Below are 20,688 nucleotides of genomic sequence, written 5' to 3' on the forward strand. Positions count from 1 at the left end.
GAAGGCCGCTGGATCAACCCTGCACGCGCAGCAGTGTCGTATCGGATACTTGACTGACATCATCCAGTCGCTCGACCGAAAAGGACACTCGAACAACCGTACCGACATGTTCGCGCCAGAAGCGATAGGGAACGATAAAGACCAGAGGCTCGATCTCCATTGCCCTGGTTATTTCCCGATCATCGTGATGGAAGAAATACTCGCCATCGCATTTGAGATAAACCAGCTCACCGACCTCCACCTGCGCATCGCTGATCACGACGCTGACGCCATCAATGGTATCGCGTACGTCCAGCGTCCCTTCCCGTGCTTCAAGCACTTGTGGTGCGGACAGCTCTTCGCGCACCAACGGAGCAATGATGATGTTCATGGAGCCCGATTCGCGCAACGCGCCGGTCTTTTGTTCGATGACATATCGAACAAGCACTTTGCTTCCAGAATGCGGGATGATGAATCGAGGATCGATACCAAACACCAGCGGTGCTCCAACAGCAAAAGGTTCGACGATCAAGCTGTCCCGGAATGAGGCATGCTCTGCAGCGCCTTGCCAGAGCAACGCCACTCGATCACCGGCCGACATCCCGGCATATGGCTGGAGAGTGATTGTGGTGCCTTCATTTACACGTGCCGGATCAAGATGCCCGCCAACGGCCTCGTCAACCGTGGGCGGCAGCAAACTGTATAGAACGTCTCCCACATTCAGTTGAGTCCTGACTGAGCTGACGGGTAACCCCCACTTTACGCTGTTCAATGTCCAGAACACCTCCAGTGAACCACCGTCCAGTGCGGCGATGTGAGGGCTCCTGATGACAAAAACAGTATCCCTCCCCAACTGAGCCTCGCTGATCGATCGCACAAACTCACGCCGATACGCAAGCCCCTCGATATCAAGACCGTGCCAACTCAGTGTCACTCTGTCACCGCATGCCATATCGGGATAGGGCGCAATCCGGATGACAACCCTGCTCAATGAAGGATCCAGAACATCTCCTTCCACCGATTCGAGGTTGAGTGCGGGTAACGAACCCGGCCGCTCCTGCAAGCAGGCGTGTAACGGTGAGTCGATCATCGTTATAACTTCAATATCGCTCTTAGCGGGTTCCCGTGCGTTCTGCATATTCATTCGTAGCTCCATTCCATGGAAATCCCCTGCAGCTTGCTTGCTGCGTCGAAGAATCTCTATTCAACCCGCCCTACAAGAAAAATGATGTCGTCCATCCATCCCGCGTAGCGGTAGCAACCGCATCACAGCAGGTAGGCAATAGCAGGAAAAAATCATTGGGTGAGGCAAAAGATGTCCAGATATTCCGATCCGGATTTCAAATTTCAGGGACATTTCCTGCGCACGCTGATCCAGTTTCCGACTTCGGTTGAGGATGGGTCATACATCGAGAGCTCAACGACTGCTTTAAAGTGGTGCCTGCAAATATCGATGAACTTCTGCGATCAAGGATGAAAAATGCGACAAAATACCACCACTCTTTACCCCATCCTCCTGGTGCACGGTTTGTTCGGATTCGAGCGTATCGGCCCTTTTGAGCTCTTCCACGACGTAAAAAAGGCTCTGCAGACCATTGGCGTACAGGTCTTCGTGCCGCACTTGTCAGCCATTCACGACAATGAAGTACGAGGCAGACAACTGCTTTGCCAGATCGACTCCGTGCTCAAAGGCACAGGTGCGGCCAAAGTCAACCTGATTGGCCATAGCCAGGGTGCACTGGCTGTTCGCTACGCAGCAGCGCTTGCCCCACACAAGGTCGCATCCGTGACGTCGGTCAGCGGGCCGAATCACGGTTCGGAACTGGCGGATTTCCTGCGCAAGGCACTGATACCCGGAAAGCTGCCGGAAGCCGTGGCACAAAATGTGGCCACCGTGTTTTCCGACTTCCTGTGCTTGCTCAGCGGGACCACGGCGCTGCCGCAACATGCATTGGCCGCATTGAGTGCCCTGACGACCGAAGGTGTCGGCGACTTCAATGACAAGTACCCGCAAGGCCTGCCGCAGAGTTGGGGCGGGCAAGGCGCCGAACAGGTCAATGATGTGCGCTACTACTCCTGGAGTGGTGTCGTGCCGACAATAAACCTGCACAAACCCGATCCAGTGCAGGACATCTGCCGGGCCCTGTCGCAGTACTTCATGACCGAACCTTTGCAGAACGACGGTTTCGTCGGTCGCAACAGCTCTCATCTGGGCACCGTGATCCGATCCGACTATCCATTTGATCACTTGCGCAGCCTGGGTCGAACCGCAGGCGAGCAAGCCGGAGCAATCGATTCGATCCAGTTGTATGTCGAGCACGCCTTGCGTCTGCAGGCAGCTAACCTCTGAGAACGCATCCGACAACCAATCGGAACTTTGCCGAGAAATCGGCCACTGAATCCGGTAGGCTCCACCCTTTACTGATTTGATTGGAGATTTTCCCATGGCTAAAGCCACTGCCCGCCACATCCTGGTTTCCAGCGAAGACAAGTGCAACGAACTCAAGGCCCAGATCGAGGCCGGTGCAGATTTCGCAGAAGTTGCCAAGGCCAACTCCACTTGCCCATCCAGCCGCCAGGGCGGCGACCTGGGCTCGTTCGGCCCGGGCCAGATGGTCAAGGAGTTCGATACCGTGGTGTTCAGCGCACCGATCAACGTCGTTCAAGGCCCGGTCAAGACTCAATTCGGTTATCACCTGCTGGAAGTTACCAGCCGTCAGGACTGACCCCTCACCGTCCTGCTGTGCAACGGCCCGCCTGATGGCGGGCCGTTGTGTTTTGGTTACACCTCGCGGCTGGCGATCAGCACTGCGCTCGCGTACAAATTGCGCTTATCGTTCACCCGGCTTTAAGGCTGACAATGCGACTGGCTTTCTCCACCTTGATGTTCACCGCCGTGGCTCTGCTGATGGGCGCCACCGGGGTGAACGCTGCACCGCAACATGCATTGACCGTGTATGGCGAGCCGGCGAAGTACCCGGCAAATTTCAGCCATTTCGACTACACCAATCCCCACGCGCCAAAGGGCGGTACGATGCGCCGTTCGGCGATCGAGATCGGTCACTTCGACCATCTTCTGCCGTACATCGACAAAGGCATCGGCGTCACCCAGATCGACGGCCTGCTGTACTCCCCGCTGGCCCAGCGTTCAATGGACGAGCCCTACACCGTTTACGGACTGGTGGCGGAGAAAATGGAACGCTCCGAGGACGGCCTGTCCCTGCGCTTTTTCATCAACCCCAAGGCACGCTTCGCCGACGGCAAGCCGATTACTGCCGAAGACGTGCGCTACACCTACGAATTGCTGATGACCCAGGGCAGCCTGCGTTATCGCACTCAGTTCGCCGACGTCAAAGGCGTCGCAATAGAAGCGCCCCTGACCGTGCGTTTCGATTTCAAGAGCAACGAAAATCGCACCCTGCCACTGGACATCGCCACGTTGCCGGTCTTTCCCGAGCACTGGTGGAAGACCCGGGATTTCGCCGGAGGTGGCGGCTATGAACCACCGCTGGGCAGCGGTCCGTATCGGGTCGGCAAGGTCGACTCCGGGCGCAGCATCACCTTTGAACGCAATCCCGACTGGTGGGGCAAGGACCTGCCGGTCAGCCGTGGTCTGTACAACTTCGATCACTTCAGCATCGAGTACTTCGGCGACACAGATGTCGCCCGCCAGGTCCTGCGCGGCGGTGCCTACGACTACAACCGTGAATTCTCCGCCACTGGCTACTCCATCGGCTACGACAGCCCGGCCCTGAGCGACGGTCGTCTGCAGAAGGCTCATCTGGCCACCGAAGCGCCGCAGTCGGCCCAGGGCTTCGTGTTCAACCTGCAAAAGCCGATGTTCCAGGACCGCCGCGTACGCCAGGCCCTGGCCATGCTCTGGGATTTCGAATGGAGCAACCGGCAGATGATGCGCAACATGTATATCCGCCAGCAGAGTTATTTTTCCAACAGCGCCCTCGCGGCCAGTGAACTGCCGGACGCCGCCGAACTGAAGATCCTTGAACCGCTGCGCGGGCAAATCCCGGACGAGGTATTCACGAAGGTCTTCGAGGCGCCGAAAACCGACGGCAGCGGCCTGATCCGTGACAAGCAGCTGCAGGCACTGGAGTTGTTGGAACAGGCGGGCTGGAAACCCGACGGCGACCAATTGGTCAATGCTCAGGGCGAGCCATTGAGTTTCACCTTCCTGGTCAGCCAGAACGGCATGGACCGATTGCTGCTGCCCTACAAACGCACCTTGAAACAGATCGGTATCAATCTCGACATCCGCCGCATCGATTCCTCGCAATACGTCAATCGGCTGATGAGCCGCGACTACGACATGATCGTCACCGGTTACCCGGTCACCACGTCTCCCGGCGGTGAGTTGCTCAATTACTTCGGGTCCGCTTCGGCCAACGATCCCGGCGCCAACAATTACATGGTGCTGAAGAACCCGGCGGTCGATACCTTGATCAACGGCCTGATCCGTGCCTCGACCCAGACGGACATGCTGCACTACGCCCACGCGCTGGATCGCGTGCTGCAATGGAACTACTACTGGATTCCCAATTATTACCCGCCGGGCACCTCGACCGTGTGGTGGAACCGCTTCGGCATCCCGACCGTGCAGGCGAGCAATGACGAAGCGATCGAGAGCTGGTGGGAAATGAGCAGCACGCCGCTGACCAACCAGCAGATGACGGCCGAGAAAATCAGCCGTGGCAGACCCGGAGGGCCGCACTGATGTGGGGTTACATACTGCGACGCCTGCTGCTGATCATCCCGACGCTGGTGATCATCCTGCTGGTGAACTTCGTGATCATCCAGGCCGCACCGGGTGGTCCGGTGGAACAGGCCATCGCCCACTTGCAAGGCATAGGCGGTGCCAGTGTCGGCGGCGGCGCGAGCGAGACCATGAGCGGCACTTCCCGCGCCAGCCGCGGCCTCGATCCGCAACTGATCAGGGACATCGAAAAACAGTACGGCTTCGACAAGCCCGCCCCTGAACGCCTGTGGCTGATGCTCAAGAATTACGCGCAGCTGGATTTCGGAAAGAGTTTCTTCCGCGGTGCCACGGTCACCGACCTGATCCTGCAAAAAATGCCGGTGACCATTTCCCTCGGGCTGTGGGCGACGCTGATCACCTATCTGGTGTCGATCCCGCTGGGCATTCGTAAAGCGGTGCACCACGGCAGCCATTTCGATATCTGGAGCAGTACGGCGATCATCATCGGTTACGCGATGCCGGCGTTTCTATTCGCGATGTTCCTGATTGTGGTGTTTGCCGGCGGCACGTCGCTGAACTGGTTTCCCGTGCGCGGACTCGTCTCGGACAACTTCGAATCACTGTCGACGCTGGGCAAGATTGCCGACTATTTCTGGCACCTTGTTTTACCAGTGACCGCATTGGTGATCGGTGGCTTCGCGACCCTGACCATCCTCACCAAGAACTCGTTCCTCAATGAAATCACCCGTCAGTACGTGGTCACCGCTCGCGCCAAAGGCCTGAGCGAACGTCGGGTGCTGTACGGTCATGTGTTCCGAAACGCAATGCTGCTGGTGGTATCGGGTATTCCCCAAGCGTTCATCAGCGTGTTTTTCGCCGGTTCGTTGCTGATCGAAGTGATTTTCTCCCTCGACGGCCTCGGGCGAATGAGCTACGAAGCAGCGGTCTCCCGCGACTACCCGGTCGTGTTCGGCTCGCTGTTCATCTTCACCCTGTTCGGCCTCCTGATAAAACTGATCGGCGACCTGTGCTACACGCTGGTCGACCCACGCATCGACTTCGCCGCGAGGAACGCCTGATGTTCAAGCTCTCGCCTCTGGGCCGTCGCCGCTTCGAACGTTTCAAGAAAAACCGTCGAGGCTGGTGGTCGCTGTGGCTGTTCATTGGTCTGTTCGTAATCAGCCTCGGTGGCGAACTGATCGCCAACGACAAACCCTTGGTCGTCAGCTATCAGGGTCAATGGTATTTCCCGGTGTTCAAGCGCCACACCGAACAGGAGTTCGGCGGCCAACTGCCCTTCCAGGCCGATTACCGCAGCGACTATGTCCAGAACCTGATCCGCAAGGACGGTGGCTGGCTGCTGTTTCCGCCGATCCCGTTCAGTGACGACACACCGAATTACGACCTCAACAAACCGGCGCCAAGCCCACCGACTTCGGTCAACTGGCTGGGCACCGACGATCAGGCGCGGGACGTGCTGGCACGGGTGATTTTCGGTGCGCGGGTGTCGATCCTGTTCGCCCTGATGCTGACCTTCGTCAGCGCCCTGATCGGCATCGCGGCCGGCGCCCTGCAAGGCTATTACGGCGGCTGGATCGACTTGCTCGGTCAGCGCCTGCTCGAAGTCTGGTCGGGACTGCCGGTGCTGTATCTGTTGATCATTCTTTCGGGGTTTGTCGAACCGAACTTCTGGTGGCTGCTGGGGATCATGGCGCTGTTTTCCTGGCTCGCGCTGGTGGACGTGGTACGGGCCGAGTTCCTGCGCGGGCGCAACCTCGAATACGTCAAGGCTGCGCGGGCATTGGGCCTGACCGACCGCAAGGTGATCTTCCGGCACATCCTGCCCAACGCGATGAATGCCACGTTGAGTTACCTGCCGTTCATTCTGACCGGGGCGATTTCCACCCTGACGGCGCTGGATTTCCTGGGTTTCGGCATGCCCGCCGGCAGCGCATCGCTGGGCGAGTTGATCGGCCAGGGTAAACAGAACCTGCAAGCACCATGGCTGGGATTGACCGCATTTTTCACCCTCGCGCTGATTCTGTCCTTGCTGGTATTCATCGGCGAAGCGTTGCGCGATGCCTTTGACCCGCGCTCATGAACGGATACTTGACATGACTGACAACCTGATCGAAATCCGTGACCTCAGCGTCGCCTTCAATGGCCAGACCGTGGTGCGCAACCTGTGTCTCGACATCCGCCCCGGCGAGTGTCTGGCACTGGTCGGCGAGTCAGGGTCGGGTAAATCGGTGACAGCCCACTCGATCCTGCAACTGCTCCCCGACAGCGAAGCCGCCACCACCGGCAGTATTCGCTATCGCGGCCAGGAGCTGGTGGGAGCTGATCCCAAGACCTTGCGCGACTTGCGGGGCAACCGCATCGCCATGATCTTCCAGGAGCCGATGACTTCACTCAATCCGCTGCACACCATCGAAAAGCAGATCGGCGAAACCCTCCTGCTGCACCGAGGTCTCGGCGGCAAAGAGGCCCGCAAACGCATTCTCGAACTGCTCGAACTGGTGGGTATCCAGAAGCCGGAAGAACGGTTGAAGGCCTACCCCCATCAATTGTCCGGCGGCCAGCGACAGCGGATCATGATCGCCATGGCCCTGGCCTGCGAACCGGAACTGTTGATCGCCGACGAACCGACCACGGCCCTCGACGTCACCGTGCAGCGCAAGATCCTGGTGCTGCTCAAATCCCTGCAACAACGCCTTGGCATGTCGCTGCTGCTCATCAGCCACGACCTCAATCTGGTGCGCAGCATCGCCCAGCGGGTGTGCGTGATGAAGGCCGGGGAAATCGTCGAGCAGGCGCCATGCGAAACTTTGTTCACCGAGCCTAAACACCCGTACAGCTGCGTGTTGCTCAACGCTGAGCCCGAAGGCGAAGCCTTGCCCCGGGACGAGCGTGAAAATGTGCTGGAAGTTGAAGATCTGCGGGTCGACTTCGCGGTCGGCGGCGGTCTGTTCCAACGCAAACAATTGCTGCGCGCCGTGGATGGCATCAGCTTGAATATCCAGCGAGGCAAGACTCTGGGCATCGTCGGCGAGTCCGGCTCGGGCAAGTCGACACTGGGCCAGGCCATCCTGCGCCTGCTTGATTCCGAAGGCAGCATCCGCTTCCAGGGCCAGTCTCTCGATGGCCTCAATCAAAAACAATTGCGCCCGTGGCGTCGACAGATGCAGGTCGTCTTTCAGGATCCATTCGGCAGCCTCAGCCCGCGCATGTCCGTGGCGCAGATCATCAGCGAAGGGCTGGAGGTGCATTGCCAGTCAACGGCTGAGGAGTGCGATGACCAGGTGATCCGCGTGCTCAGGGAAGTCGGCCTCGACCCCGAAAGCCGTCATCGCTACCCCCACGAGTTTTCCGGCGGCCAGCGTCAGCGCATTGCGATTGCCCGGGCGCTGGTACTCAAACCGGCGCTGATCCTGCTCGACGAGCCGACCTCGGCACTGGATCGCACCGTGCAGAAACAGGTCGTCGCCCTGCTCCGCCAGCTTCAGGAAAAACACGGCCTGACCTACCTGTTCATCAGCCACGACCTGGCAGTGGTGCGGGCGCTGGCCCACGACATGATCGTGATCAAGGACGGCAAAGTGGTCGAACGCGGCGCCAGCCATGAGGTGTTCGACTCGCCGCAGCATCCCTATACCAAAGAGCTGTTGGCGGCGGCGCATCCAGGATAGGCATAATCGCGCCACCTGACTTCCGCCAATGGACGCCGCCATGAACACCACTGACAGCCTCAAGGATTACCAACGGGTCCGCACCCTGGCGATCCGTTCGTTGTTCGAGATCATCGAGCAATCCAGTGAGGGCACGGTGATTGTCGACCGCGACGCCAACATCGTCTGGATGAACGAGCGCTACGCCCGGCGTTTTGGCCTCGACTCTGCGGCCGGAGCCATCGGCAAGCCTTGCGAAAGCGTAATTCCGGGCAGTCTGCTGCGTGAAGTGGTGCGCACCGGGCGACCGATTCTGCTGGACATGCAGGACACGCCAAAAGAACCGCTGGTGGTGATGCGTCTGCCGATCCACGACGACGCTGGAGCGGTGATCGGCGCCATCGGCTTCGCCCTGTTCGACGAACTGCGCACGCTGTCGCCGATGCTCAAGCGCTACCTGAGCATGCAGGAAGAACTGGCCTCGACCCGTTCGCTGTTGCGCGCCCGGCAGACCAAATACAACTTTGCCCATTTCATCGGCACCAGTGCTGCGAGCCTGGAGGTCAAACGCCGTGCCCGGCGCAGCGCCAGTGCCGAGTCGCCGGTTCTGTTGCTGGGCGAGACGGGCAGCGGCAAGGAGTTGCTGGCGCAGGCCATCCACGGCGCTTCGCCTCGGGCCCACAAGGCGTTCGTCAGCATTAACAGCGCGGCGATTCCCGAAGCACTGCTCGAAGCCGAGTTCTTCGGCACCGCGCCCGGTGCCTTCACCGGCGCCGACCGCAAGGGTCGAACCGGGAAGTTGCAGATCGCTCAGGGCGGCACGTTGTTTCTCGACGAGATCGGCGATATGCCGCTGCCTCTGCAAAGCAAATTGCTGCGGGTGTTGCAGGAAAAGGAATTCGAGCCTGTAGGCTCCAACGACGTGATCCAGAGCGATGTGCGGGTGATTGCCGCCACCTCGACGGATCTGGAGGCGGCGATCAAGCGTGGCGAGTTCCGCGCGGATTTGTATTACCGCCTCAACGTGCTGCCGATTCAGGTACCGCCTCTGCGAGAGCGGCTGGATGATCTGCCGGCCCTCAGTGAAGCGATTCTTGAAGAGTTGCGCAGCCAGCATGAACTCAACCACGAAGCACTGGAGCTGCTGGGTCAGCATGCCTGGCCGGGAAATATCCGTGAGTTGCGCAATGTGCTGGAGCGTGCGGCATTGCTCAGTGATGACTTGATGCTGACGGCGGATGACATTCGTGCTGCGATTGGCACGTTTACACCAGTTGATCGAGCGGTGGCGCCTCTGTCAGCGCCGGCAATCAACGAGACCTTCAGTCAGGCTCGCGAGCGGTTTGACCGGCAATTGATTCAATCCACCCTCGCGCAATGCGGGGGCAAGGTGATCGAGGCGGCTGAGCGGCTCGGGCTAGGACGCTCCACGCTATACAAGAAGATGATTGCGCTGGGGATTGCCGAGTCTCAATAGAGAGACAGCATTCTCCAAATCAAGACTGCAGCAAAAACTTCGCGAGCAAGCCCGCTCCCACAGAGGAATGCGTTCAACTGTGGGAGCGGGCTTGCCCGCGAAAGCGTCCTCTCAGTCATAGAAGTCTCCAAACCGAGACAAAACCCCAAAAATCGCCGCCACAAATCAAACTAATTCCTTTTATTTCAATAACTTAATCATCTGGCACAGTTCTCGCTAAAGCCCCTTCCTGCACCTGTTCCACCCACAAAAATAACAATCGAAGGAGCACACCATGAGTGTGATCATCGCCTTGGCAGCCCTCGCGCTGCTGATGCTCGCGGCCTACCGTGGCTACAGCGTTATCCTTTTTGCCCCGATCGCCGCCCTCGGCGCCGTCCTGCTCACCGACCCGTCCGCCGTCGCCCCTGCCTTCACCGGGGTGTTCATGGAGAAGATGGTCGGCTTCATCAAACTGTATTTCCCGGTCTTCCTACTCGGCGCCGTGTTCGGCAAGTTGATCGAGCTCTCGGGTTTCTCCCGCTCGATTGTCGCAGCAGCGATTCGCTTGCTCGGCACCCGCCAGGCGATGCTGGTGATCGTGCTGGTCTGCGCCCTGCTGACCTACGGCGGCGTGTCGCTGTTCGTGGTGGTGTTTGCGGTGTATCCGTTCGCTGCAGAGATGTTCCGCCAGAGCAACATCCCCAAGCGCCTGATCCCGGCGACCATCGCCCTCGGTGCGTTTTCGTTCACCATGGACGCCCTGCCCGGTACACCACAGATCCAGAACATCATTCCCAGCACCTTCTTCAACACCACCGCGTGGGCGGCGCCGTGGCTGGGTATGATCGGCACGATTTTCGTGTTTTGCGCCGGCATGCTGTTCCTCCAGCGCCAACGCAACAAGGCCCAGCGCGCCGGCGAAGGCTATGGCACCGAACTGCGCAACGAACCGGAAACCGCCGAAGACCTGAAACTGCCCAACCCGTGGATCGCCCTCTCACCGCTGCTGGCGGTGGGCATCATGAACCTGTTGTTTACCCAGTGGATTCCGCAGTGGTACGGCAAGACCCACAGCCTCGCGCTACCCGGCATGGCTGCACCGGTTACCACTGAAATCGCCAAACTCACGGCGATCTGGGCGGTGCAGGCTGCTTTGCTGGTGGGCATCCTGATGGTGCTGGCATTCGGTTTCAAAGCGATCAAAAGCAAGCTCGCCGAGGGCAGCAAAAGTGCAGTCAGCGGCGCATTACTGGCAGCGATGAACACCGCGTCCGAATACGGTTTCGGTGCGGTCATTGCCTCATTGCCGGGTTTTCTGGTGCTGGCTGACTGGCTCAAGAGCATTCCCAATCCGCTGGTCAACGAAGCGATCACCGTGACCCTGCTGGCCGGTATCACCGGCTCCGCCTCGGGGGGCATGAGCATCGCGCTCGCGGCGATGTCCGAACAATTCATCAGCGCCGCCCACGCCGCCAACATTCCGCTGGAAGTGCTGCACCGGGTGGCCGCCATGGCCAGCGGCGGCATGGACACCCTGCCACACAACGGCGCGGTGATTACCCTGCTCGCCGTCACCGGCCTGACCCATCGTGAGGCCTACAAGGACATTTTCTGTATTACGCTGATCAAGACACTGGCAGTTTTCGTGGTGATCGGCACTTTCTACGCCACCGGCATTGTGTGAGGTATTGATGACGACTCTTTCTGGCAAGACCGCACTGGTCACCGGCTCCACCAGCGGCATCGGGCTGGGCATCGCCCTGACGCTGGCCAAGGCCGGCGCCAACCTGATCCTCAACGGCTTTGGCGACGCGTCGAAGGTGATCGCCGAAGTCGAACAGTTCGGCGGCAAGGTCGGCCATCACCCGGCAGACGTCAGCGACCCGGCGCAGATCGCCGACATGATCGCCTACGCCGAACGCGAATTCGGTGGCGTGGACATTCTGGTCAACAACGCAGGCATCCAGCATGTCGCGGCGGTTGAAGAGTTCCCGGTGGAGCGCTGGGACTCGATCATCGCCATCAACCTCTCGTCTGTGTTTCACAGCACTCGCCTGAGCCTGCCGGGCATGCGTGCCAAGGGCTGGGGGCGGATCGTCAACATCGCCTCGGTACACGGTCTGGTCGGCTCCACCGGCAAGGCGGCGTATGTGGCGGCCAAGCATGGGGTGATCGGCCTGACCAAAGTGATCGGCCTGGAAACCGCCGCCAGCAACGTCACCTGCAACGCGATCTGCCCGGGCTGGGTGCTGACGCCGCTGGTGCAGAAACAGATCGACGATCGCGCGGCCAAGGGTGTCGACCCGCAACAGGCGCAGCACGATCTGCTGGCCGAGAAACAGCCGTCGCTGGAGTTCGTCACCCCGGCGCATCTGGGTGAACTGGTGCTGTTTCTGTGCAGCGAGGCCGGCAGCCAGGTACGAGGCGCCGCGTGGAACATCGATGGCGGATGGCTGGCGCAGTAAGCGTGCAACTGATTGCTCCCACTTTGCGGTGGGAGCTTTCTGACAAACAATAAGAGGCAAACCATGTCCGACATCCTCTGGCAACCCGATGCCAAACGCATTGCCCGGTCCCGCATGGACGGTTTTCGGCGCTTCATCAATCAGCGCCACCACCTGAAGCTCGACGACTACCCCGCCCTGCATCAATGGTCCATCGACCAGCGTGAAGCGTTCTGGCAGGCGATCGTGGATTTCTTCGGTATCTGTTTTCACACCCAACCCGACGCGGTCCTGCGCGAAGGCCTCAAGATGCCAGGTGCCGAGTGGTTTCCCGGCGCCACCCTGAATTTTGCCGAGCACCTGCTGAGTCGCCGCGACGATGCCATCGCCGTGATCGCTATCGGGGAAAACGGCCAGCGTGAACTGCTGACCTGGGCCGAACTGGCCCAGCAAGTCGCCGGCTTCCAGGCCAGCCTGCAAGCAGCCGGCGTCGTGCTCGGCGACCGGGTTGCAGCGTGCATGCCCAACACCTGGCAAACCCTGGTGGCGATGCTCGCGACCACCAGTCTCGGCGCAATCTGGTCATGTTCGTCGCCGGATTTCGGCACCCACGGTGTGATCGACCGCTTCGGCCAGATCGAACCGAAGGTGCTGATTACCTGCGCCGGTTACCGTTACGCCGGCAAAGAGATCGACCAGACCGTCAAGATCAACGAAATCCTCGAACAACTGCCATCCTTGCAACAGCTGGTCATCGTGCCTTACGCACGCCCTCACGCCCATGCCACGGATTACCGGACACCCGCCAATGTCACGCTGTGGGACGACTTCTACGAACCGGGCAATGAACCGCACTTCGTCCCGGTGCCTTTCGATCATCCGCTGTACGTGCTGTATTCCAGCGGCACCACCGGCGTGCCGAAATGCATCGTTCACAGCACCGGCGGCGTGTTGCTGCAACACGTCAAGGAACACGGGCTGCATGTCGACCTGGGCCCCGGCGACCGCTTGTTCTACTACACCACCTGCGGCTGGATGATGTGGAACTGGCTGGTCTCGGCACTGGCGGTCGGCAGCGCGGTGGTGCTGTATGACGGTTCACCGTTTTACCCGGACAACGAGCGGTTGCTGGAGCTGCTCGACGACGAGCAGGTCAGCGTGTTCGGCACCAGCCCGAAATTCCTTGCGACCCTGGAAAGCAGCGGCATCAAACCGCGTGAAAGCTACGACTTGAGCCACCTGAAAACCCTGCTCTGCACCGGCTCCGCGCTGTCGCCGCAGAGTTATGACTTCGTCTATCGCGACTTCAAACCAGACGTTTGCCTGTCCTCGATGTCCGGCGGCACGGACATCGTGTCCTGCTTCGTCAACGGCAACCCGATGTCCGCAGTCCGCCGGGGCGAAATCATGGGCAAGAGCCTGGGCATGGCGGTCGAGGTGTGGAACGACGCCGGGCAATCGGTGATTGGCGAAAAAGGCGAGCTGGTGTGCACCCGGCCATTTCCCGCCATGCCTGTCGGACTCTGGAACGATCCCGACGGCGAAAAGTTGCGCAAATCCTATTTCAGCCAGTTCCCCGGCGTCTGGGCCCAGGGTGACTATGCCGAGCAACTGCCGCACGGCGGAATGCTGATCCACGGCCGCTCCGATGCTGTGCTCAATCCCGGCGGCGTGCGCATCGGCACGGCGGAAATCTACCGCCAGGTGGAAAAAGTCCCGCAAGTGCTGGACAGCGTTGCCATCGGCCAGCAGTGGCAGGACGACGTCCGGGTGGTGCTGTTCGTGCGCCTCAAGGACGGCTTAACGCTGGATGAGGCACTGCAACAGCAGATCCGCCAGGTGATCCGCGCCAACACCACACCGCGCCATGTACCGGCGAAGATTGTCGCGGTCACCGATATTCCGCGCACCATCAGCGGCAAAGTGGTGGAGCTGGCCGTGCGCAATGTGGTGCACGGCGAGCCGGTGAAAAACACCGATGCGCTGGCCAATCCGCAAGCGCTTGAGCAGTTTCGCAATCGGGTCGAACTTCGCGACTGAAGCCTGTCAGTCCATCAGTCCCCACTCGCCGGTCGATGGCGGTGGGGACGGCATGGTGTCGGCATGCAGCTTCAGGCGCAGGCGCAGGTTATTCACCGAATCTGCGTTTTTCAGGGCTTCGTCTTCATCGATCACCCCTTCTGCTACCAGCGCGAACAGTGCAGCGTCAAAGGTCTGCATGCCCAGTTCCGCCGATTTTTCCATGATGGTTTTCAGCTCGCCAAAGTCATTGCGCCGGATCAGGTCGGCAATCGTCGGCGTACCGAGCATCACCTCGGCGGCGGCCCGTCGCTGACCGTCCCGGGTTCGCACCAGGCGCTGGGAGACGAATGCCTTGAGGTGGTTGCCCAAGGCATGCAGCAATTGCGGCCGACGCTCTTCGGGGAAGAAATTGATGATCCGGTCCAGCGCCTGATTGGCGTTGTTGGCGTGCAACGTCGACAACACCAGATGCCCGGTTTCGGCGAAGGCCAGCGCATGCTCCATGGTCTCGCGATCACGGATCTCCCCAATCAGCACCACGTCTGGTGCCTGGCGCAGAGTGTTCTTGAGCGCAGCGTGAAAGCTGCGGGTATCGACCCCGACTTCTCGCTGGTTGATGATCGATTTTTTGTGGCGATGGATGTATTCCACCGGATCCTCGATGGTGATGATGTGCCCGCTGCTGTGGCGATTACGATGGTCGATCAGCGCCGCCAGCGACGTGGACTTTCCCGAGTCGGTGGCGCCGACGAACAGGATCAGGCCTTGCTTGAGCATCACCGATTCGAGCAATACCGACGGTAGCTTCAGGTCTTCGAACCGGGGAATGTCGAGTTTGACGTTGCGGATCACGATCGAAACGTCGTTGCGCTGCTTGAAAATGTTGACCCGAAAGCGGCCGATCCCGGTACGGGAAATCGCCAGGTTCATTTCCAGATCCCGGTCGAACTCCCGGCGCTGCTCGGCGTCCATCAGGGAAGCGGCTACAGTCGCCACTTCGCCTGGCTTGAACGGATGTTCGCTCAGGGGCATCAGCACGCCGTCAAACCGCGCACTCGGCGGTGCGCCCGTGGACAGGAACAGATCCGAACCGTGACGGCTCGCCAATTGTTTGAGCAATGCGTCGATTTCCATGGCCAAAAGCACCTGCGAAGCTTTCAATGAACTTAAGACCGTGCGTCGTGACGCGACGGGCCTTACAGCGTCTACCGCACTAGGATAGTAGACGCCGCCTCACCGACCGACGCCCAGGATTGATGTGATGAACGCTGTACCGAACACCAACGACGCCCAGACCTTGATCGCCCGAACCGACTGGAACCGCAGTCCGCTCGGCAGCGCCGATACCTGGCCGCAGAGCCTGCGCACCGCGGTGGATATCGTGATTCACTCGCCGATGCCAATGCTGCTGTTGTGGGGCCCGCAGCTCACCCAGATCTACAACAACGGCTTCGCGGTGCTGGCCGGCAACAAGCATCCGCACGCTTTCGGACAGCCGGCGCACCAGATATGGCCGGAACTTCGAGACTTTACCGACCCGATTTACAGCGCCGTCCTACAAGGCCAGGTACGAACCTACAGCGAACGCCGCTTCACCCTGCAACGGGACGGCAAGGATTCCGATTTCTGGCTCGACTTGACCTACAGCCCGATCCGCGATGAAAGCGCGCAAGTGGCCGGGATTCTGGTTACCGCCATCGAAACCAACGAACGCCGACGCATCGCACTGGAACTCAAGCAGCGTTCCGAAGAAAGCCTCAAGGCGCAAAAACAGACCGAAGAACGGCTGCAACTGGCACTGGCGGCTACCGACGCGGTTGGCACCTGGGACTGGGATATCGGCCAGGACCGTTTCATCGCCGACGCGCATTTTGCCCAATCGCATGGTGTCGATCCGGCAATGGCCAGTCAGTTGCCGATCAGTGAATACCTGCAAGGCGTGCACCCTGAAGACCGCGCACTGATCGCCCGCAGCATCAAACACTGCATCACCCATGGCACCGAATACGCCGAGGAATATCGCCTGCTGCAAGCCGATGGCGAAGTGCGCTGGGTGTTCGCCCGGGGACGCTGCTACAAGGATCATCACGGACGGCCGATGCGTTTCCTCGGCGCGGCGCTGGACCTGACCGAGCGCAAGCACACCGAGCAGGCGCTGCGACAGAGCCAGACCGAGCTGCAACTGATCATCAACGCCATGCCGATCCTGATCAGCTACGTCGACCACGAAGAACGCTTTCGCCTGAACAACGCCGCGTACCTGGACTGGTACGGGCTGACCCCGCAGGAGCTGTACGGTCGCACGATCCGCGAAGTGATCGGCGAGGAGGCCTATTTCCTGCGGGCGCCGTACATCGCCGAAGCCCTGGCCGGCCGCCCCTGCTCGTTCAGCCTGTACACCCCACACCGCGACGGCAGCCAGCGCCATGCTCTGATGAATTACCTGCCGCGTCACGGCGCGGACGGCGCGGTAAACGGTTTCTATATCTTCGTGATCGACGAGACCGAGCGTAAAAAGACCGAAGAAGCCCTGCGCAACCTCAATGAAACCCTTGAGGAGCGCGTGAGTGCGCGCACCGAGCAACTGGCCCAGGCCAATCAGCGTTTGCAGAACGAGATGTTCGAACGCGAGCGCGCCGAGGACGCCCTGCGCCACGCGCAGAAAATGGAAGCGGTCGGCCAGCTCACCGGCGGCATCGCCCATGACTTCAACAACATGCTGACCGGGATCATCGGCAGCCTCGACCTGATGCAGCGCTACATCGCCAGTGGCCGCGCCGATGAGATCGGCCGCTTCACCGACGCAGCCGTGTCCTCGGCCAACCGCGCAGCGGCGCTGACCCACCGCCTGCTGGCGTTCTCCCGGCGTCAGTCGCTGGATCGCAAGACCCTCGACGTCAACGAGCTGATCCATTCGCTGGAGGACCTGATCCGCCGCACCAAAGGTGATCCGATCGAGCTCAGGTTGCGCCTGGCCGACAACGTCTGGCCGGTCAGCACCGATGTCAGCCAACTGGAAAACGCCCTGCTCAACCTGGTGATCAACGCCCGCGATGCCATGCCCGACGGCGGCGAACTGCTGATCGAAACGGCCAACGTCTACCTCGACGGCAACGACATCACCACCCTCGAACCGGTCAAGGCCGGGGATTACCTGATGCTCGCGGTGAGCGACAACGGCACCGGCATGACGCCCTCGGTACGTTCCAAGGCGTTCGATCCGTTCTTCACCACCAAACCGATCGGCCAGGGCACCGGGCTCGGGTTGTCGATGATTTACGGCTTTGCCCAGCAATCGGGTGGGCACGTCAGCCTCGACAGCCTGCCGGGTCAGGGCACCTGCGTGCGCCTTTACCTGCCTCGTTTGTATGCACTGGAACCGGAGCGGCCAGTCATCGAAACGGTCACCGAGGCCCCTGCCGTCGCAACCGGCGAAACCGTGGTGGTGGTCGAGGACGATCCGGCGGTGCGCATGCTGGTCATGGACCTGCTCAAGGAGCTGGGTTATCGCGCCCATGAAGCCGAAGACGCCAAGGGTGCCTTGCCATTGCTCGAATCCGACCTGCGGGTTGACCTGCTGGTGACGGATGTCGGCCTGCCGGGCATGAACGGCCGGCAAATGGCGGAGATCGCCCGTCAGCATCGTCCAGGGCTCAAAGTGTTGTTCATGACCGGGTACGCGCAGAAAGCCGCCGAACGTCAGGGCTTCCTCGAGGACGGCATGGACATGGTCGCCAAACCGTTTTCCATCGAGCAACTGGCCGGCAAGATCCGCACGATGCTCAGCCAAAACCCGTGACTTGAGGCATAATCCGCGCCCCGCCGTCACCCCGCTACAGGTATTGCACGATGAAAGCCCAAGCCCGCCACATTCTGGTCAAGACTGCCGATGAGGCTGAAAAACTCAAACAACGCATCGCCAACGGTGAAGCGTTCGATGTGCTGGCCAAGAAATTTTCCACCTGCCCGTCCGGCAAGCGCGGCGGCGATCTGGGTGAAGTGCGGCCAGGGCAGATGGTCGGCGCGATCGACGCGGTGATCTTCAAGAAACCGCTGCGCACGGTGCACGGGCCGATCAAGAGCAAATTCGGCTATCACCTGGTACAGGTTTTTTACCGCGATTGAGTATTTGGCTTCAGGGCCAATCGCGAGCAGGCTCGCTCCCACAAAAAATCGTGAGCGACACACAATCACTGTGGGAGCGAGCCTGCTCGCGATCCGATTGCCCGGCAATCGGTCACCGACTACTTCGGAATCAGAGCTCCGGGTACTTGAATAACCTGGCTCGCTAGCAGATGGCCGGCCTGCGCCGCTTCCGCCGGGCTACCCCCAAGCAAACGACTCGCCAGATAAGCCGCACTGAACGAATCCCCCGCCGCCGTGGTATCTACCACCTTCTCGACCTTCTGCGCCGGCACTTCAAACGCTTCCCCGTCACAACGGATCAGACAGGCTTCCGCCCCGCGCTTGAGCACCACTTCCGGCGTGCCGATCTGCGCGTACGCTGCAAACACCGCATCACAGTCCTCGAAATGGAACAGCGCCTGCTCGTCGTCCACCGTCAGCAACGCCAGATCGACGTGAGGCAACACGCTGCGATACGCCGCCCGCGCATCCTCCACCGAGGCCCACAAGCGTGGCCGATAGTTGTTGTCGAAGACGATCCGCGCGTCACGCTGGCGGGCTTGGATCAAGGTCTCGATCAGTCTCTCCCGACCCTGAACGCCGAGCACCGCCAGCGTGATGCCGCTGAAATACAGCACGTCGTAATCCGGCAGCGCGGCCAGAATCGGCGCGGCTGCCGGCGTGGTGAAGCAGTCGCGCACAGCGGCTTCGTTACGCCAGTAAAGGAAGCGGCGCTCCCCGGCAGCATCGGTCTGGATGCAATACAGGCCCGGCAGGCGATCGGGCAAGCGCTGAACCAGATCCAGGCCAATGTTTTCATCGACCCAACTGCGGCACATAGCGTCACTGAAGCTGTCGTCGCCCAGCGCAGTCACGTAATCGACCTGCGCCTTGTCGCCCATGGCGCGGGCCAGATAGACCGCCGTGTTCAGCGTGTCACCGCCGAAGCTCTGTTGCAGACTGCCATCGGCACGTTGCTGGAGTTCGATCATGCATTCGCCGATCAAAGCGATGCGCGGGGTGTTCGGACCCAAGGCACTGAGCATGTTCATCAGAAACAGGTTTCCATGGTTTCGATCACCGACAGTTGTTCATCCACCAGCAGCCCAACGCGCCACTTGTCAAAGGTCAGGCACGGGTGCGAAGTGCCGAAGGAAATAATGTCGCCGACGCGCAATTCCACGCCCGGTGCCACGGTCATGAACGCGTGCTGGTCCATCACCGCCGTCACCTTGCAGGCGCCGACATCGTCGCCCACTGCTGGCAGCACGCCGGCCTTGTAACGCAGCAAGGGCACCGGCATCCCGGCATCGAACGCCACGTCACGCTTGCCCAGGGCAATCACCGCAAAGCCCGGCTCCGGCAGCGACTGCACGTGGGCCCAGACTTCCAGCGCCGGGCGCAGGCCTTCGTGCAGGTCGCTGCGACGGTCGAGCACGCAGCACTGCGCCTCTTTATAGATGCCATGGTCGTGAGCCACATAACTGCCTGGGCGCAACACGCTGAGGAAACGACCGCCCGCGTTTTGCGCTTCGAACGATTCGGCGATCAGGTCGTACCACGCCGAACCCGATGCGGTGATGATCGGTTTGGCGATGGCGAACGCGCCGCTGTCCTGCAACTGCACCGCCAGTCGCACCAAAGAGGCCGCAAATTCACGGATACCGCTGACCGCATGATCGCCGTGGATCACGCCTTCATAACCTTCGATGCCAGTCAGGGCCAGCGCCGGTTGCGCGCCGATGGCCTTGGCCAGTTCGATGACTTCCTGTTCGCTGCGGCAACCGCAACGGCCTCCGACCACGCCGTACTCGATCATCACGTTCAGCCGCACGCCACGGGACGCAAAGTAAGCGCCCAGATCGGCGACGTTGTCCGGGTGATCAACCATGCAATAGAAATCGAAGCCCGAATCGGCCGCCAGCAGATCGGCAATCAACGCCATGTTCGGCGTGCCGACCAGTTGGTTGGCCATCAGCACCCGGCGTACGCCGTGAGCGTAAGCGGCGCGGGTCTGGGTGGCGCTGGCCAGGGTGATGCCCCAGGCGCCAGCGTCGAGCTGACGACGAAACAGCGCCGGGGTCATGCTGGTCTTGCCGTGGGGCGCGAGTTCGGCGCCGCTGTCGCTGACGAATTTCTGCATCCAGCGGATGTTGTGCTCCAGCGCTTCGCGGTGCAGCACCAGCGCCGGCAGGCTGATGTCACGCACCAGTTGCGCGCCGAGGGCGGCATCGCCCTTTTCCACGGCAGCAGTGTTGTTGGCAGTCGTCATGGTCGAAC

Annotated in this window: 16 protein-coding genes; 12 read left to right on the forward strand and 4 right to left on the reverse strand. The window is 60.6% G+C overall.

Going from position 1 to position 20,688, the window contains the following annotated elements; all coding sequences use genetic code 11:
• Nucleotides 1–13: 13 nt before the first annotated feature.
• Entirely contained in the window at nucleotides 14–1,123 is a 1,110-nt protein-coding gene (locus C6Y56_RS15140; RefSeq protein ID WP_249314291.1) for a hypothetical protein, read from the reverse strand.
• Between the two features lie 336 nt (nucleotides 1,124–1,459).
• On the opposite strand from C6Y56_RS15140, the gene C6Y56_RS15145 reads away from it, so the two are divergent.
• The 10 genes from C6Y56_RS15145 (at nucleotide 1,460) to C6Y56_RS15190 (ending at nucleotide 14,301) form a co-directional block, all read left to right on the forward strand.
• Nucleotides 1,460–2,329 (forward strand): esterase/lipase family protein, encoded by an 870-nt coding sequence (locus C6Y56_RS15145; RefSeq protein WP_169430577.1) that lies wholly within the window; start codon nucleotides 1,460–1,462, stop codon nucleotides 2,327–2,329.
• A gap of 94 nt (nucleotides 2,330–2,423) precedes the next feature.
• A complete protein-coding gene (locus tag C6Y56_RS15150; protein ID WP_041478733.1) occupies nucleotides 2,424–2,705 on the forward strand; it encodes a peptidylprolyl isomerase in 282 nt (93 codons plus the stop codon).
• Between the two features lie 134 nt (nucleotides 2,706–2,839).
• Complete coding sequence (locus C6Y56_RS15155; RefSeq protein WP_169430578.1) at nucleotides 2,840–4,708, forward strand: extracellular solute-binding protein; 1,869 nt, start codon at nucleotides 2,840–2,842, stop codon at nucleotides 4,706–4,708.
• Entirely contained in the window at nucleotides 4,708–5,769 is a 1,062-nt protein-coding gene (locus tag C6Y56_RS15160) for a microcin C ABC transporter permease YejB (RefSeq protein WP_169430579.1), read from the forward strand. The genes C6Y56_RS15155 and C6Y56_RS15160 overlap by 1 nt, the downstream gene beginning before the upstream one ends.
• A complete protein-coding gene (locus C6Y56_RS15165) occupies nucleotides 5,769–6,791 on the forward strand; it encodes an ABC transporter permease (RefSeq protein ID WP_102622254.1) in 1,023 nt (340 codons plus the stop codon). The genes C6Y56_RS15160 and C6Y56_RS15165 overlap by 1 nt, the downstream gene beginning before the upstream one ends.
• Nucleotides 6,792–6,804: 13 nt before the next feature.
• Nucleotides 6,805–8,379 (forward strand): ABC transporter ATP-binding protein, encoded by a 1,575-nt coding sequence (locus C6Y56_RS15170; RefSeq protein ID WP_169430580.1) that lies wholly within the window; start codon nucleotides 6,805–6,807, stop codon nucleotides 8,377–8,379.
• A 40-nt stretch (nucleotides 8,380–8,419) separates the two neighbouring features.
• Nucleotides 8,420–9,835: a sigma-54 interaction domain-containing protein gene (locus C6Y56_RS15175; RefSeq protein ID WP_169430581.1), complete on the forward strand. Its 1,416-nt coding sequence runs from the start codon at nucleotides 8,420–8,422 to the stop codon at nucleotides 9,833–9,835.
• A 274-nt stretch (nucleotides 9,836–10,109) separates the two neighbouring features.
• Complete coding sequence (locus C6Y56_RS15180; RefSeq protein WP_169430582.1) at nucleotides 10,110–11,501, forward strand: GntP family permease; 1,392 nt, start codon at nucleotides 10,110–10,112, stop codon at nucleotides 11,499–11,501.
• A 7-nt stretch (nucleotides 11,502–11,508) separates the two neighbouring features.
• Nucleotides 11,509–12,282, forward strand: a complete 774-nt coding sequence (hbdH, locus tag C6Y56_RS15185; RefSeq protein ID WP_169430583.1) for a 3-hydroxybutyrate dehydrogenase — start codon at nucleotides 11,509–11,511, stop codon at nucleotides 12,280–12,282.
• A gap of 63 nt (nucleotides 12,283–12,345) precedes the next feature.
• Entirely contained in the window at nucleotides 12,346–14,301 is a 1,956-nt protein-coding gene (locus C6Y56_RS15190; protein WP_169430584.1) for an acetoacetate--CoA ligase, read from the forward strand.
• Nucleotides 14,302–14,307: 6 nt separating this feature from the next.
• Here C6Y56_RS15190 and C6Y56_RS15195 read toward each other — a convergent pair whose 3' ends face one another.
• Nucleotides 14,308–15,417 (reverse strand): PilT/PilU family type 4a pilus ATPase, encoded by a 1,110-nt coding sequence (locus C6Y56_RS15195; protein WP_169430585.1) that lies wholly within the window; start codon nucleotides 15,415–15,417, stop codon nucleotides 14,308–14,310.
• A gap of 127 nt (nucleotides 15,418–15,544) precedes the next feature.
• Here C6Y56_RS15195 and C6Y56_RS15200 point away from each other — a divergent pair, with 127 nt between their 5' ends.
• Both C6Y56_RS15200 and C6Y56_RS15205 read left to right on the forward strand, forming a co-directional pair.
• A complete protein-coding gene (locus C6Y56_RS15200) occupies nucleotides 15,545–18,082 on the forward strand; it encodes a PAS domain-containing hybrid sensor histidine kinase/response regulator (RefSeq protein WP_169430586.1) in 2,538 nt (845 codons plus the stop codon).
• A gap of 50 nt (nucleotides 18,083–18,132) precedes the next feature.
• Nucleotides 18,133–18,408: a peptidylprolyl isomerase gene (locus tag C6Y56_RS15205; RefSeq protein ID WP_169430587.1), complete on the forward strand. Its 276-nt coding sequence runs from the start codon at nucleotides 18,133–18,135 to the stop codon at nucleotides 18,406–18,408.
• 119 nt (nucleotides 18,409–18,527) lie between these two features.
• Here the strand turns inward: C6Y56_RS15205 and C6Y56_RS15210 are convergent, their stop codons facing one another.
• Nucleotides 18,528–19,460, reverse strand: a complete 933-nt coding sequence (locus C6Y56_RS15210) for a sugar kinase (protein WP_169430588.1) — start codon at nucleotides 19,458–19,460, stop codon at nucleotides 18,528–18,530.
• Nucleotides 19,460–20,680, reverse strand: coding sequence for an amino acid deaminase (locus tag C6Y56_RS15215; RefSeq protein WP_169430589.1), 1,221 nt, complete (start codon nucleotides 20,678–20,680; stop codon nucleotides 19,460–19,462). The genes C6Y56_RS15210 and C6Y56_RS15215 overlap by 1 nt, the downstream gene beginning before the upstream one ends.
• Nucleotides 20,681–20,688: the final 8 nt, after the last annotated feature.

It is taken from the genome of Pseudomonas fluorescens, assembly GCF_012974785.1.
Taxonomy (GTDB): Bacteria; Pseudomonadota; Gammaproteobacteria; order Pseudomonadales; family Pseudomonadaceae; genus Aquipseudomonas; species Aquipseudomonas fluorescens_BT.